This window comes from Paenibacillus liaoningensis (assembly GCF_059609455.1).
The window spans coordinates 210,587-225,386 of the sequence record NZ_JCAALU010000012.1; the positions used below are offsets into that span (position 1 = coordinate 210,587).

Below are 14,800 nucleotides of genomic sequence, written 5' to 3' on the forward strand. Positions count from 1 at the left end.
AGGAATATAGTCATATTGTAATCGTTTTCGGAAAGAGCCGCAATAACAAAGGAGCAGTATTGCCCTTTTCTTTTCTGGGCAAAAACGCTACACTATTGGGTAGGACATTTATTGTAGATCGGAGTGAGTGTAATTGCTTTATTCTTCATTGGGTAAGCCGATATTTTTTCGAATGGATCCAGAGAAAGCCCACCATTTGGTTATCGATGGTTTGCATGCTGCTGGGCGCGTACCTGGCATGACGAGCATCATGCATGCGATGTACGGGGTAAATGAGACGCCGGAGCTTGCCGTGGATTTATTCGGCATTCATTTTCCGCATCCGATCGGGCTTGCGGCAGGGCTGGATAAGAACGCGAAGGCGGCAGACGGATTTTCCAGCATAGGCTTTGGCTTTATGGAAGTAGGAACGGTAACGCCGAAAAGCCAGCCAGGCAATGAGCAGCCGAGACTATTCCGTCTTCCGCCAGATGAAGCGCTGATTAACCGGATGGGCTTCAATAATGATGGCGTTGATGCGATGGCAGAGCGGCTGAATAAGCGCAAAATACACCGCATCCCGCTCGCTGTCAATATTGGAAAAAACAAAGTAACGCCCAATGAGCTTGCGCATGAGGATTATCGCTTATGCATTCAGGCGCTGTATGGGCAGGGAGATTTTTTTGTCGTCAACATTAGCTCGCCTAATACGCCGGACTTGCGTGCGCTGCAGCATGGGGATGAGCTGAGACTGCTCCTTGATACCGTTTTGGAGGAAATCAGGCAGCAGGCGTCGAAATCAGGTAAAAGCGCGAAGCCAGTGCTAGTCAAAATAGCTCCGGATATGACGGATGAGCAGCTTAAGCTGACGGTAGCAACCATTAAGGACTGCGGCGTTTCCGGCATTATTGCGACGAATACGACCGTGTCACGCACTGGACTTACTCATTCGAACGCTGGGGAAATGGGCGGCCTCAGTGGCGTGCCAGTGCGCGAGCGATCGACGGAGGTTATTCGTGCAGTTTACCGTCAGACGGAGGGCAAGCTGCCGATCATTGGCTCGGGAGGCATTTTCACTGCCGCTGATGCATACGATAAAATCCGCGCTGGGGCCTCGTTGGTTGAAGTATATACGGCCTTAATCTATAAGGGCCCAGGCTTGCTGCGTGAACTGACCAGCGGCTTGAAAGAGCGCTTGCGCAAAGATGGCTACCGCAGCATAACGGAGGCTATCGGCGCAGACCATAGATAAGATGAGGAGGCGGCCCTGATGGATGGACGAGACTGGAATCTATTTTTACAGCCTTACGAGCAAACAGTTGAAGAACTCAAAGTTAAATTTAAAACGCTGCGCGTAGAGCTGAAAAGGCGGGAATCCTATTCGCCAATTGAATTTGTCACAGGCCGAGTGAAGAAGGTTTCGAGCGTTTTGGAGAAGGCAAGGCGGCTGCATGTGCCAGCGGACCAGCTGGAGCAAGGGATTGAGGATATTGCAGGCATTCGCATTATGTGCCAGTTCGTCGATGATATTCACCGGGTTGCCGGATTAATTCGTTCGCGCAAAGATTTGAGGCTTGTGAATGAGAAGGATTATATTACGAATTACAAGGATAGCGGTTATCGCAGCTATCATATGATCGTGGAATATCCTGTCCAAACGGCGCTCGGTCAGAAAAAAGTATTGGCAGAAATTCAGATTCGCACACTGGCGATGAATTTCTGGGCGACGATCGAGCACTCGCTGAACTATAAATATAAGGAAAGCCTGCCTGAGGACGTGCGTCTGCGTCTCAAAAAGGCGGCGGAGGCAGCCTCATCCCTAGATGAGGAGATGTCGAGCATTCGCCATGAAATTTTGGATGCGCAGCGCGGCTTCGAGGAAAGCTCGAATGTTGTCAGCAAAGTGCTCAGCACGATACAGGATCTTTATTTTTACCACCGTGTCCGGGAGGCAGCCCAATTTCAGATGAAATTTAATGAAATGTGGGAGCAGGAGGATTTGTTTGGGCTCCAGCAGCTTGCTCTAGACGTTGAAGCGGCGGTTTTGCGGGCGAAGAAAGGTACGCAAAGCTAATAACAAACCTCCAGTGGCGCACAAGCGAGCGCCTTTGGGGGTTTGTTGCATAAAGAGGGAAGCAGATATTTGAAGGAGAGATCGTTTTGGCAGCAAAAATAAGGCTGGACAAGCTGTTGGCCCATACGGGCAACGGCACGAGAAGTGAAATTAAAAAATTCGTGAAGCAGGGGCTCATTACTGTTGACGGAGCTGTAGTCAAGGATAGCGGCATGATCATTAATCCCGAAATGCATGAGGTCAGGTTTGAAGGACGGCAGGTCAATTACCGGGAATTTGCTTATTTTATGATGAACAAGCCAGCAGGAGTCGTATCGGCCACGGAGGATCGCAAAGACGAGACGGTCATCGATTTGCTCGAAAATGAAGATCAAGCGATCCAGCCTTTTCCGGTCGGACGTCTGGACAAGGATACAGTTGGCCTGCTGCTGTTGACCAATGACGGACAGCTAGCCCACGAGCTGCTGTCGCCGCGCAAGCATGTGCCCAAAACGTATGAGGCGGTCGTGCGAGGCAATGTAGGCCGTGCCGATCAGGATCAGTTCGCTGCGGGCGTTGAGCTGGATGATGGGTATGTGACGATGCCTGCCCGTTTGAATGTACGGAGTCAGGAACAGACGGATGCTGGCGTTATGTCGATGATTACGCTAACGATTATGGAAGGGAAATTCCATCAGGTGAAGCGGATGTTTGAGGCAGTAGGCAAACAGGTTGTTCATTTAAAACGAGTGGCCATGGGCCCTCTGGCGCTTGACACTGAGCTGGAAGAGGGAAGCTACCGCGAGCTGACAGAAGGCGAGCTGGAGCTGCTTCGCACTTATCGACGGACAGATTTGCAATAATGACGTGCCATACAAAATAGCATGTAAAGGTTCAACATAAGCATAACAGTGGCAGCTTTCCAAGCATGATGAATGAGACAATCTGTCGGCATCATAGGGTAGGTTAATAAATACCATTCCTGAGGTGATTGCTGCTTGCGCGTCCAAACCTTTAAAGTATACGTCATTACTTCAGCAGATATTAGGCGTTTCATCCTAATTGAAATCGTAATCGGCATGCTGACATACAATGTGGGGCTTAAGCTGCTTCATAACGCTATTTTGGCAGGAACGTTGAGCTTTGCAGGAACCGAGAGTATTAAGCGGAGCTTGCGGCTGATCAGGCGTAAGGGTGAAAATAAAAAGTGAGCTTTGCTCCTTGCATAGCAGGAGCAGTAAATCGCAGAAAAAACCGCCGGGAGCACGAATCCTGGCGGTTTTTTTACGGTGTTGGGTTAGGATTAGTACAAAAATCCTTTAGTTATGATGACCAGAAGAATAAACAGGACCAGGATGGCACCCGTCGATGTGAAGCCTCCATGTACACCAGACATGCTAATTCCTCCTGTACAGTTAATTTCCGGCTTAGGGTGCTGCTTCATTTAAATGGTCTTTTCCCTGCCGCTCGGTATACAGTATTGTATGTTTTTCGCCCTGTTTGGAATGGACTCCTGTCATGGGTCATTTATAATTGGGCGCTAGTAAGGCCGCTAACTCCGGCGGTTTATGATGGATGTTACTGAGGCGAATGCCTGGGAAGGATGAAAAAAGCAGCCTTCGCCGATAGGAATCGACGGAAAGCTGCTTGAAAGGTAAATTTATCTTTTGCGACCGCGACTGTTTCCAGCTCCGCCGCCACGGGAAGGGCTGGATCCACGGCTGGAACCGCCTGAGTTGCGACCGCCGCTGCCAGAACCAGAGCTGCGTCCACCAGAACTGCGTCCGCCAGAGCTGCGTGGCGCACCTGAGGAGGAACGTTCGCTGCGCTCACCGCCGCCGAAGCTGCGAGGACCGGCAGGACGTTCACTGCGCTCACCGCCGCCGAAGCTGCGAGGACCGGCAGGACGTTCACTGCGCTCACCGCCACCGAAGCTACGCCCTCCATTGCCGCCACGCTTGCTTCCAGTATCGCCGCCGCTTGCTGCTTCCCATGGGCTGCCGCCGCCGGACTTGCTTGGAGCTGTTGACCGTTCAGCCTGCTGCCCACGGCCTCTGCCGCCAGCTTGCTGGCGTCCGCGTCCACCGGAGGATTCGCCGCCTCGGCGAGCTTGGTGGCCGGATCGTCCCGAATCGCGTCCGCCACGTGCTCTGCCGCCGCGCTCTGACGAGGACGAATCTCCGCGGCCAAATGCTTTGGCTGGAGCTGCTGAGCGTTTCGTGCTGTCAGCTGTTAATTGGCCTTCTTCATCAATCGTAAAGCGCTGCAGCGAAGCATCAATGCTGCGCTCAATATGAGCAACAGCGCCGCGATCATGCGGCGAAGAGAGAGTTACCGCTGTACCGCGCTGTCCTGCACGACCTGTACGGCCGATACGGTGAATATAAATTTCCGAATCCTGCGGCACATCATAGTTGTATACATGGGTGACGCCTTCTACATCAAGCCCGCGTGCAGCGACATCCGTTGCGACGAGAATTTGCAGCTTGGCATCGCGGAAACGCTTCATAACTTGCTCGCGCTTCGCTTGCGTCAAATCGCCGTGCAGCTCGTCCGAAGGAATGCCCTTATCCTGCAGGGCAGCATTCAGTTTTTTGGCCCGCACCTTCGTCCGGCAGAAAATAACGGCCAAATAAGGGTTATGCTGCTCAATCAGCTGCATAACGGCACGTTCACGTCCGCGATCTGTCGTTTCAATGACGAATTGCTTAATGTTGTCCAGCGTTACATGAGTGCTTTGAATACGAATATCGACCGGCGTATTCATATAGTTGGCAGCAAGGCGTTTAATCGCTTCTGGCATCGTAGCCGAAAACAGCATCGTCTGGCGAGCTCTAGGCATATGCGCGATAATGTTCTCGACCTCTGGCAGGAAGCCCATATGCAGCATTTGGTCAGCCTCATCAAGCACGAGCATTTTCAGCTTGCCCAGGTTGATCGTCTCCCGGCGAATATGGTCAAGCAATCGTCCAGGTGTTGCTACAACGATATGGGGAGCATTGTTCAGCTTGCGAATTTGTGCGACAACATCCTGCCCGCCGTAAGCAGCTAGCACCGTAGCGCCAACGGTCGGAGCAAGCTTTGTCAGCTCGCTCGTAATTTGAATAGCGAGCTCACGGGTTGGAGTCAATATAAGCGCCTGCACCTGTTCCTTGTGCACTTGAATGCGCTGCAATATAGGCAAGGCAAAGGCAAGCGTTTTGCCTGTTCCGGTTTGAGCTTGGGCAATGACGTCTTGTCCCGCAAGCAGTACGGGAATCGATTTCTTTTGAACCGGGGTTGGCTCGGTAATTCCGTTCTCATGGAGACGCGAGGCCAGCTCCGGCATGACGCCCATTGCAGTAAAATCAGTTGACATTAGACAATTTCCTCATTTCATAAAACATCGTTTGGTGTTAAGTATAACAGGTTGTACCCATCATGTGCATCTTTCCTGCACATATGCTATGCTATTTTGAAGAAAAGTATAAAATATTTCAAGGTGAAACGGCTGTAGCCATCCTCTGACGGCGCGGCGCTGTCTTAATCAAGTGCATACTTTGGTCACTACGCTTTTTTGAAAAGGAAGGTTAACGTATGAACGGAACGAATCGCGCGGCAATCAAGCCGGGCCAGCAGGTCGACATTGTGCTTAAGCAGGATCAGCGTACAGGTAAGCTGACGAGAGGCATCGTCAAGGATTTGCTGACGAACTCCGGCACGCATCCGCATGGCATTAAAGTTCGGCTGACGGACGGGCAAGTAGGCCGCGTTAAGCATATTTTACCAATGGAATAAGGAGATGGACGGGTGGCATTTGGCATATCCAGAACCGAAATGAATGCTTGGAAGGAACGGGTGCAAAGCGGCGAAATCGCTTTTTTGACGCATTATTGGCTGGACCCGCGCTTTCCGGGCATGAAGACGGTAACGAAGGTAGGCTGCTCCAATATAGACAAGCTGGCGGAATGGTGCACGTCCTATGGGCTCGATCCCCGGTATATTCACTACCGCGACAACTATCCGCATTTTGATCTGTTTGGGCCTAAGCAGCGTCCAATCTTAATGGCGGAGCAGCAGTTCGACCAAATAACCCGCTTTAGATTGCTTTAATGGTAATTGGAATGGCATTGCCGCCGTCAGGGCGGCTGTTTTGCTTCGACAAGAGGGCGGGATGATTGCAGGGCATGCAAATTGCGAGATTTTATTTTACAAGTTTTAATGAAACGAATTGTAGAAAAAAGTTCAAATATTGGTTAGCAAAGCGAGGGAGAACGGTTCATGGAGCAGGAGCAGGAGCAGGGAAAACAGCAGTTGCTCAAGTATTTTCAAGAATGGATTACGTTTGTGGAAGGGCTGGAGCAGCGAGAGGAAGCGGTGTGGGAGCTAAGCTTGGCTCCGGGAAAATGGTCCGTTCGCGAAGCCGTCGCTCATATTGCGCTTTGGGATCGTTATTTTCTTACGACGGCAATTGAGAGATTAAGCCGGCAGCAGGAGCTGACGCTCAAGCATTTGGATTATGATGCATTTAATGAAAATGCCCGCCTGTATGGTCGTTATACTTCGATTGCGAAGCTTATCAGGCAGACGATTCAAGACCGTGAAGCGATTGTTGGGATCATCCAAGCTTTGCCGGAGCAGCATTATGCGGCTGAATACATAGACAGCGATGGGCATCCATTCCGGCTGCAGGGATACTTGACAGATTTTATCGCTCATGATCGGCATCATATGGGCCAAATAAAGCAGCTTTTGGACAGCGCCGCATTAAAGTCGTCATCTGAGGAGCAGCTGCATCTCAAGCTGGAGGAGCTGTCGATGAATGCTTGGCCTGCGCTTCAGGTGCTGATGTATGAGGGGTGGCAGCTGCGTCTGGCGAATGGCTATACAAAACGGTCAAACTCCATCGTGCCAGCAGCCTGCAGCGGGGAAGTGCTTTCGCACAAAATCACCTATGGCGAAGCTTTTTATACGGCGCGTGGAATGGATACGGCCTATAAAATCACGCCATTCTCCCAGCCGCCGGAGCTGGATGAGACGCTCGCGCTGCGAGGCTACGACAAAATAGATCCTGTCTATGTCAAGACGGCGCCCCTTGCTCAAATGCGAGAACCGGCTGGCGGGCTGGACGTTCGCATAGGCACTTTTTTAAGTGAAGCTTGGCTGGAAGCCTATATGTCGATGGCGAAGCATACCGATGATGAGCGGGAGACGCTTAAAAAAATGTTCGCATCACCGCCGTTTCAGACGGGCTTTGCTGTGCTTTATGTAGAGGGAGTGCCCGCGGCTTGCGGTATTGGCGTGATGGAGCGAGGATATATCGGTCTGTATGCCGTCGTGACCTCACCAGTTTTTCGCAGGCGTGGATTTGGCGAGCAGCTTCTGCTGCATATTTTGCAGTGGGGCAAGGAGAATGGGGCGGAGCACAGCTATTTGCTCGTTACGCATGCCAATGATGCGGCTAACCGCTTGTATGACAAGCTAGGCTTTACGCTGCAATATAACTACTGGTATCGGGTGAAAAAATTACCGGCGTCCCATTAACCCGGGCGAAGTGGAGGGGCGATTACGTTGAAGCAGGCAGGCGGAAAATTCGATTCCTTTACTCAAAAAGTGACAGCCGTTCTTATTTTCGTTTATACGATATGGCTCATTTATGCAATGTTTTTTGGCTTTGGCCGGCAGGCGAGAAGCGGTACTGTGCTGCGATATAATGTCATTCCTTTTTCAACCATCAAGCTTTATGTAACGAACTTTCATCATATGCCCTTTATCGATTGGATCATTAATATGGGCGGTAATATTGTCGTATTTGTACCCTTTGGCTTGGCGCTTCCGATTGTTTTTCGCTGGCGGCTGGGCAAGGTGCTGCTGTCGTTTGTGCTGTTTATTACGCTGCTGGAAGTGCTGCAAATGCTTACGAGGCGCGGCAGCTTCGACATTGATGATATTCTCATGAACAGCGCAGCTGTTGTTCTTGGCTATGGCATTGTTTTCTGGTTTCGGAAGCTGGCAGTTGGCAAAAGAGGCATTCAAAGAACCTATTGATGATTCCATTCTATCGGGGGACATCAGGGGACAGAAACAGCGCCCCGGACTCTCTTAATAAGAGAAGGCCGGGGCGCTGTTTATTTTTATTCGAAAATCAAGCCCATTAAGTCTTCCTTCGTTACTTTGCCGAAATAATAGCTTAAATCGATCTCGCCGAGCAGCTTGCCGAGTGCAGCAGCTTCATAACGCTGACCGATGAGCTGCTTGGCAAATTCGCTGCTCTCGCCACGACCGAAGAAATCGCCATATACGGCGGCATCTGCAATAAGACCTTCCTCAACTTGCAGACGTACATCGAACGTTCCAGCTCCTTCGATCCGCTTCGTCTGGCGCATATTGAATGCTGGAGATCGGCCATAATTCCAATCCCAGCTGCGATAGCGCGTTTGTGCCAGCTCGCGGACATCCGCCCATTGCGCCTCGGACAGCTCGTAGTAAGGGATTTCCTCACTGCCTTCAAAAATGGAAGCAAGCACGCTTTGGCGGAATTCCTCAATTGTAATCGGCTCTGCCAGAAACTCGGAAATGTTGGCTACGCGGCTGCGAATCGATTTTGTCGCTTTCGACACGTATTTTTCAGGATTCGCTTTCAAAGCCGATACGACATTTTCAATTTCGGAATCAAACAGCAAGGTGCCATGACTGAACATTCTGCCGCGTCCTGAAAATTGTGCGTTGCCGGAAATTTTACGTTCGCCTACTTGAATATCGTTGCGGCCCGTAAGCTCAGCCTGAACGCCAAGCGCGGCTAGTGCTTTCACGACCGGCTCGGTAAATTTCTTGAAGTTATGGAAGGATTGGCCGTCGTCGCTCATGATGAAGCTGAAATTCAAATTCCCTTCGTCATGATATACGGCTCCGCCGCCGGACAGCCGGCGCACGACATGGATGTTATTTTCCTCTACGTAGCGCGGGTTGATTTCTTCCAGCGTATTTTGGTTTTTGCCAATAATAATGGAAGGCTCATTAATATAAAATAGTAAATAATCGTCCTCCGGCGGCAGCGACCGTAAAATATATTCTTCCAGCGCCAAATTAAGCGCAGGGTCTGTTATATGGTTGTTGCTTACAAAACGCATCATAACGATTCCTCCGAAAATAGTAATGGGTTGCAAAAGCTTGCTGCTCCTATTATACCCCTCCTTGGGGCAAATGCCATGGATAAATGAGAGCGGCTTTTTCACCCGCAAGGAGAAAGGCGGTTCCTCGCAAAAAATGACTGACGTTCAAGCATCGTTCATCTAAGCATGCAAGAAGTGAGTGTATTGGGATAAAAAGGGAGCAACTTAGAGGCTTGTCCCTTGACATCGCGTCAAAGCTTCATTATAATCGGAACTAATTCTTAAAATGTCACATATGGCGTTGATAAGGAACAGTAGTATCGCGGGGCATGGCTTAGAGAGCCGGCGGATGGTGCAAGCCGGACCTGCAGCGATATGAATCTCACCTTGGAGCTGTGCGCGCAAGCGTACCGTAAGGCCTGCGTTAAAGGCAACAAGTGAGCACTCGGCAAAGCATGTCCGGGGGCTAACTAGGGTGGTACCACGGGAGACAGCTCTCGTCCCTAGCGATCATACGCTAGGGACGAGAGCTTTTTTGCATGGAGCTGCTGAAATTTTGCTTTACCAAGCTTAAGGAGGAAACATTCATGAGTCAAGATCAGCAACCGCAAGGCTATAATCCGCTGATAGTAGAGCCGAAATGGCAAAAATATTGGGATGAGAACAAGACGTTCGCTACGAAGGAAGAAGCGGGCAAACCGAAATTTTATGCACTCGATATGTTCCCTTATCCATCCGGTTCAGGCCTGCACGTCGGTCATCCGGAAGGTTATACGGCAACGGATATCGTGTCGCGTTACAAGCGTCTGCGCGGCTTTAACGTCCTGCACCCGATGGGTTGGGATGCATTTGGCCTTCCTGCAGAGCAGCATGCACTGGATACAGGGCAGCATCCGCGTGAAATTACATTTAAAAATATCGACAACTTCCGCCGTCAAATCAAATCGCTCGGCTTTTCCTACGATTGGGATCGCGAGTTTAGTACGACTGACCCGGATTATTATAAATGGACGCAGTGGATTTTCATCCAGCTGTACAACAAAGGCCTTGCATATGTTGCTGAAGTTCCAGTTAACTGGTGCGAAGCGCTGGGAACTGTGCTTGCCAACGAAGAAGTCATTGACGGACTAAGCGAACGCGGAAATCATCCGGTTGTACGCAAGCCAATGCGCCAATGGGTACTGAAAATTACCGAATATGCGGAGCGCCTGCTGGAGGATCTGGAGGAGCTTGATTGGACGGAAAGCATCAAGGATATGCAGCGCAACTGGATCGGCAAGTCTACAGGCGCCGAAGTGACGTTTGCTATTGAGGGCCATGACGCGAACCTTGTCGTGTTTACGACGCGTCCGGATACTTTGTTCGGCGCCACTTATTGCGTGCTTGCGCCTGAGCATGAGCTGGTTGCCCAAATTACGACAGCGGAACAAAAGGCGGCTATTGAGGCTTACCAGCTGACAGCTTCCCGCAAGAGCGATTTGGAGCGTACTGATCTGGCGAAGGAAAAATCCGGCGTATTCACGGGTGCGTATGCGATTAACCCGGTCAATGGCGAGAAAACGCCAATCTGGATTGCCGATTATGTACTGGCAGGCTACGGTACAGGTGCGATTATGGCGGTTCCAGGCCATGATACGCGCGACTGGGAATTTGCCACACAGTTCGAATTGCCGATTGTGGAGGTCGTGCAAGGCGGAGATATTTCCAAAGAAGCCTATACTGGCGACGGTGCCCACGTAAATTCCGATTTGCTGAACGGGCTTAATAATGAAGAAGCGATTGCGAAAATGATCAGCTTCCTTGAAGAAAAAGGCAGCGGCCATGGCAAAGTGACGTACCGTCTGCGCGATTGGCTGTTCAGCCGCCAGCGTTATTGGGGCGAGCCGATTCCGATTCTTCATCTGGAGGATGGCACAATGAAGCCAGTACCAGAGGACCAGCTTCCGCTGCTGCTGCCGGATGTTGATGCGATTAAGCCTTCGGGTACAGGGGAATCACCGCTTGCGAATGTTACGGAATGGGTCAACACGATTGATCCAGAAACGGGTATGAAGGCGCGTCGCGAGACGAATACGATGCCGCAATGGGCGGGCAGCTGCTGGTACTACCTGCGCTTTATCGATCCGAAAAACGACAAGGAAATTTGTTCGCCGGAAAAACAGCGCGAATGGCTGCCGGTTGACCTGTATATTGGCGGAGCGGAGCATGCTGTGCTTCACTTGCTGTATGCGCGCTTCTGGCATAAAGTATTGTATGATCTGGGCGTAGTTGAGACGAAGGAGCCTTTCCATAAGCTCGTGAACCAAGGGATGATTTTGGGCACGAACAATGAGAAAATGTCCAAATCCCGCGGCAACGTCATTAACCCGGATGAAATTGTATCGGAATTTGGCGGAGATACGCTGCGTTTGTATGAAATGTTCATGGGCCCGCTGGAAGCGACGAAGCCTTGGAACACGAACGGCGTAGAAGGAGCCTTCCGTTTCCTTAGCCGTGTATGGCGCTTGTTCATCGGTGACGATGGCAGCTTGAGTGCGAAAATTTCGGAAGGTGAAACGACCGAAGCGTTCAAGCGTACATGGCATCGCACCATTAAAAAAGTAACCGATGACTTTGAGCATCTGCGTTTTAACACAGCGATCAGCCAATTGATGATTTTTGTCAATGAAGCTTACAAAACCGAAGTGCTGCCGCGTGAAGCGATGGCTGACTTTGTGAAAATGCTGTCCCCGCTTGCGCCGCATATTGCGGAAGAGCTGTGGGAGAAGCTGGGCGGAACAGGGACGATTACTTACGAGTCCTGGCCGACATGGGAAGAGGCTTGGACGGTTGACCAAGAGGTTGAAATCGTCGTTCAAGTTAATGGCAAAATCATCGAGCGCCTGTCAATAGCGGCAGACACGGATGAAGCGGAAATGGAACGTCTTGCAAAGGAACTGGCTAAGGTGCAGGAGCTTATCGCAGGTAAAACCATCCGCAAGGTTGTAGCTGTAAAAGGTAAAATCGTCAACATCGTTGCCAATTAAACGTTAGCCACATGAAGAGGTGAACGGTCAGTTAGCTGAAGAACAGCTATTGACCGTTCACCTCTTCGCCGTAGAAAGAGACGGAAACTTTGGCGACATCGTCATGGAATTTGGCATGAGTTGTGCGAATAAGCCGGTTGAAAACATCATCGGTCTCATTACGAAGCAATTTGAGCGCCTGTGCTGTAATGCCTCCGGGAACGGCTACCCGGGCCTGCACATCAGCTGGGGTAAGGCCCCCTTCGGTCAAGAGCAGCCCTGTCCCGAGCAGCATGGCACTTGCCACCTTGAGCGCTTCCTCGCGGTCAATGCCCGTCTCTTCAACTGCTGCGTCGACGAACTGCTCCAGCAGACAAGAAATAAACGCCGGTCCGCAGCTGGAGAGGTCGGAGACGACACGCGTATAGGATTCATCAATTTGCAGCGGCTCGCTAATAAAGGCGAGCAGCGCTTCGAGCCGTTCCTTGTCCTCGCTCTGAATGCGGGAGCCATAAATACATAAGGAAGCGCCGCTCCATACATGATTCGTAATGCTGGGAATGACTTTCGCTACTTTGCATGGCACAACTTCCTCAAGATGTGAGAGCAGCACCGGGCTTGTAATGGAAACTAGCAGTTGCTCAGGCCTTATGATAGAGGCTATGTCGTCGATGACCTTCTTAAATTCATGCGGCTTAATGCAGAGAAAAACAATATCCTTGCCAAATGCGGCGCGAGCATTGCTCGCTTCTGCTTGAAGTCCGGCATAGCGGTCAGCGAGCGCCTGTGCTTTGGAGAAAGTGCGATTGCTGACGGAAATTTGATCGGATTCCAGCGCTCCCGAAGCGATTAATGCTTCAATGAGCAGACTGCCCATCGTTCCCGTTCCAATAAATCCAACTTTCATGCGATGACCTCCTTCGTTGTGAGGTTGTGAAATGGAAGCGGCCTTGTGGGGGCCAGATTTGAATCATTTTCTGATCTGAATTGATTTTCCGAAGTGAACAGGCTTTAAGGCGAAGTAAGCCTATTCGCAGTTTACCTGTTCTTCTACCGTATTCCTGACAACTTGGCAGTTATGTCAACGATTTTCATCTTTTTTGGAGCGGTCATTCATAGCGAAAGGTGTGGATTAAGGATGGGGCAACGAGCGAAGGAGAAGCAATATGGGAAAAGTCGAAATGCGAAGCGGACGATTATGGCGGGTTGTTTGCTGCTCGCCTGCGGGCTGCTTGGAGCTGCTATGCTTATGCCGAAGGAGCAGGCTCCGAGCGGCTGGATGACGCTAAATGCGGCGGTAGAGGCAGCATTGGATCCAGAGCAAGGCAATGAACCTGTTTCTGCTGGGGTGAAGAGCGAGGCTGGAAAGGTTAGCGGCTTAGGGAAGCAGGCGGATGGAGAAGGACAGCAGGGGAATACAGCGGCAAATGGCAGTAGTGGAAAACCGTCCTTGAACAGCGGTGGAGATGGGCAAAACGGGATCAGGAAGATGCCAGCTACTGCTGGTGGAGCAGTAGAAGGGGCTGTCTCATCTCGGTTGGATGGTGCTGGGAAGACGGTGCAAGGCGGGGCAAACGCTGATGCTGGTGAATTAGGGGAAGCTGATGCTGGAAGTAGCAGTGGGAATGGAAATAGAAATGTGAATGAAAATTTGACTGGATACAATACTGGGAATTCGGGGCTCCACTTGCCGGAATCTAGTGCGATTAAAGGGAGCGGTGCAGCTGAAGCGGCACAGAATGAGACAGGTGATGGTGCAGCGTCATCGACGGATTCGGGCAAGCTGGATATTAACCGGGCAACTGTTCAGGAGCTCGATGGGCTGAAGGGAATCGGACCGGCGAAAGCTAAAGCGATCGTAGAAAATCGGGAGAAAAATGGGCGTTTTACATCGGTCGATGACTTGCAGCGAGTGAAAGGAATTGGTCCTAAGCTGCTGGAAGGCATGAAAGACAGCATTGTCGCCAATCCTTAAGTGTGAGAAAATAACAGGCAGCAGCCGGATTTTAAGAAAAAACGAATATATCGCGCATTTTTGACGCAGTTGTGGCTGACGATTATTTTGAACGAGCATCAAGGAGGAAGCTGAAACAATGGCAATAGTAGGGCAAGACGCCGAACGTAAAGACTGGGATACGTATTTTATGGACATCGCTTATATGGTATCGACGCGCTCACGCTGCCCAAGGCGGCATGTGGGAGCTGTTTTGGTGCAGGGTAAGAAGCTGCTTGGCACCGCATATAATGGAGCGCCAATGGGCGTTCAGGATTGCTCGGAAGCGGGCTGCATGATTGCGGAAGAGTGGGAAATTAAGCAGGAGAATGGCGAGGAGCAAATGGTTAAAAAACAGCGCTGCATTCGCACGATCCATGCGGAGCAAAATTTGCTGCTGTTTACCGATCGAGCCGACCGTGAAGGCTCAACGGTATATGTGACAGACCAGCCCTGCTGGACTTGCGCGAATATGCTTGCGAACAGCGGGATAAAAGAGGTTGTCTATCACCGCGGTTACCCGAAAGACAGCGAGAAGGTTGTGACGCTGATGGGGCACAAAGGCATCGCTTTTCGTTGTCTGGAAGGCTATGAGCCGCCGCCGCAGGCGGGAATGTCTGTAATTTCTTGATATTGCACGTTGATAGCAATTCATATATTTAGTGAGGGAGCACCTCTT

The 14,800-nt window shown here is 50.9% G+C and carries 15 protein-coding genes and 1 other annotated feature; of the genes, 11 read left to right on the forward strand and 4 right to left on the reverse strand.

Annotation, left to right across the window (positions count from 1 at the left end; genetic code table 11):
* Positions 1-133: 133 nt before the first annotated feature.
* The 4 genes from AC6B99_RS19760 (at position 134) to AC6B99_RS19775 (ending at position 3,243) form a co-directional block, all read left to right on the forward strand.
* Complete coding sequence (locus tag AC6B99_RS19760; RefSeq protein WP_496664046.1) at positions 134-1,231, forward strand: quinone-dependent dihydroorotate dehydrogenase; 1,098 nt, start codon at positions 134-136, stop codon at positions 1,229-1,231.
* A gap of 18 nt (positions 1,232-1,249) precedes the next feature.
* Positions 1,250-2,053, forward strand: coding sequence for a GTP diphosphokinase (gene yjbM, locus AC6B99_RS19765; RefSeq protein ID WP_056029444.1), 804 nt, complete (start codon positions 1,250-1,252; stop codon positions 2,051-2,053).
* An 86-nt stretch (positions 2,054-2,139) separates the two neighbouring features.
* A complete protein-coding gene (locus tag AC6B99_RS19770) occupies positions 2,140-2,895 on the forward strand; it encodes a pseudouridine synthase (protein WP_056029441.1) in 756 nt (251 codons plus the stop codon).
* Between the two features lie 135 nt (positions 2,896-3,030).
* Positions 3,031-3,243, forward strand: a complete 213-nt coding sequence (locus AC6B99_RS19775; protein ID WP_056029438.1) for a hypothetical protein — start codon at positions 3,031-3,033, stop codon at positions 3,241-3,243.
* Between the two features lie 92 nt (positions 3,244-3,335).
* Here the strand turns inward: AC6B99_RS19775 and AC6B99_RS19780 are convergent, their stop codons facing one another.
* Both AC6B99_RS19780 and AC6B99_RS19785 read right to left on the reverse strand, forming a co-directional pair.
* Positions 3,336-3,428 (reverse strand): sporulation protein YjcZ, encoded by a 93-nt coding sequence (locus tag AC6B99_RS19780; protein WP_081418580.1) that lies wholly within the window; start codon positions 3,426-3,428, stop codon positions 3,336-3,338.
* A gap of 264 nt (positions 3,429-3,692) precedes the next feature.
* Positions 3,693-5,390, reverse strand: a complete 1,698-nt coding sequence (locus AC6B99_RS19785; RefSeq protein ID WP_496664047.1) for a DEAD/DEAH box helicase — start codon at positions 5,388-5,390, stop codon at positions 3,693-3,695.
* Positions 5,391-5,608: 218 nt separating this feature from the next.
* On the opposite strand from AC6B99_RS19785, the gene AC6B99_RS19790 reads away from it, so the two are divergent.
* The 4 genes from AC6B99_RS19790 to AC6B99_RS19805 all read left to right on the forward strand — a co-directional run bounded on the left by AC6B99_RS19790 (position 5,609) and on the right by AC6B99_RS19805 (position 8,059).
* Complete coding sequence (locus AC6B99_RS19790) at positions 5,609-5,809, forward strand: YwbE family protein (protein WP_056029433.1); 201 nt, start codon at positions 5,609-5,611, stop codon at positions 5,807-5,809.
* 12 nt (positions 5,810-5,821) lie between these two features.
* Positions 5,822-6,124, forward strand: coding sequence for a hypothetical protein (locus tag AC6B99_RS19795; RefSeq protein ID WP_056029431.1), 303 nt, complete (start codon positions 5,822-5,824; stop codon positions 6,122-6,124).
* A gap of 168 nt (positions 6,125-6,292) precedes the next feature.
* The gene (locus AC6B99_RS19800; RefSeq protein WP_496664048.1) at positions 6,293-7,555 is read left to right on the forward strand and encodes a GNAT family N-acetyltransferase; all 1,263 of its coding nucleotides are present in this window, start codon (positions 6,293-6,295) and stop codon (positions 7,553-7,555) included.
* A 27-nt stretch (positions 7,556-7,582) separates the two neighbouring features.
* Positions 7,583-8,059 carry a VanZ family protein gene (locus AC6B99_RS19805; protein WP_056029424.1) on the forward strand — a complete coding sequence of 159 codons (477 nt, stop codon included), beginning with the start codon at positions 7,583-7,585 and terminating at the stop codon, positions 8,057-8,059.
* A gap of 86 nt (positions 8,060-8,145) precedes the next feature.
* Here AC6B99_RS19805 and lplA read toward each other — a convergent pair whose 3' ends face one another.
* Entirely contained in the window at positions 8,146-9,141 is a 996-nt protein-coding gene (gene lplA, locus AC6B99_RS19810; protein WP_494878666.1) for a lipoate--protein ligase, read from the reverse strand.
* Positions 9,142-9,415: 274 nt separating this feature from the next.
* Positions 9,416-9,631, forward strand: a binding site (T-box leader).
* Between the two features lie 79 nt (positions 9,632-9,710).
* Here lplA and leuS point away from each other — a divergent pair.
* Positions 9,711-12,149 (forward strand): leucine--tRNA ligase, encoded by a 2,439-nt coding sequence (gene leuS, locus AC6B99_RS19815; protein WP_496664049.1) that lies wholly within the window; start codon positions 9,711-9,713, stop codon positions 12,147-12,149.
* A 46-nt stretch (positions 12,150-12,195) separates the two neighbouring features.
* Here leuS and comER read toward each other — a convergent pair whose 3' ends face one another.
* On the reverse strand, positions 12,196-13,035 hold the full coding sequence (comER, locus tag AC6B99_RS19820; RefSeq protein WP_056029421.1) for a late competence protein ComER: 840 nt from the start codon (positions 13,033-13,035) through the stop codon (positions 12,196-12,198).
* A gap of 231 nt (positions 13,036-13,266) precedes the next feature.
* On the opposite strand from comER, the gene AC6B99_RS19825 reads away from it, so the two are divergent.
* Both AC6B99_RS19825 and AC6B99_RS19830 read left to right on the forward strand, forming a co-directional pair.
* On the forward strand, positions 13,267-14,103 hold the full coding sequence (locus tag AC6B99_RS19825; RefSeq protein WP_496664050.1) for a ComEA family DNA-binding protein: 837 nt from the start codon (positions 13,267-13,269) through the stop codon (positions 14,101-14,103).
* 118 nt (positions 14,104-14,221) lie between these two features.
* Positions 14,222-14,752: a deoxycytidylate deaminase gene (locus AC6B99_RS19830; protein ID WP_056029414.1), complete on the forward strand. Its 531-nt coding sequence runs from the start codon at positions 14,222-14,224 to the stop codon at positions 14,750-14,752.
* Positions 14,753-14,800 lie beyond the last annotated feature (48 nt).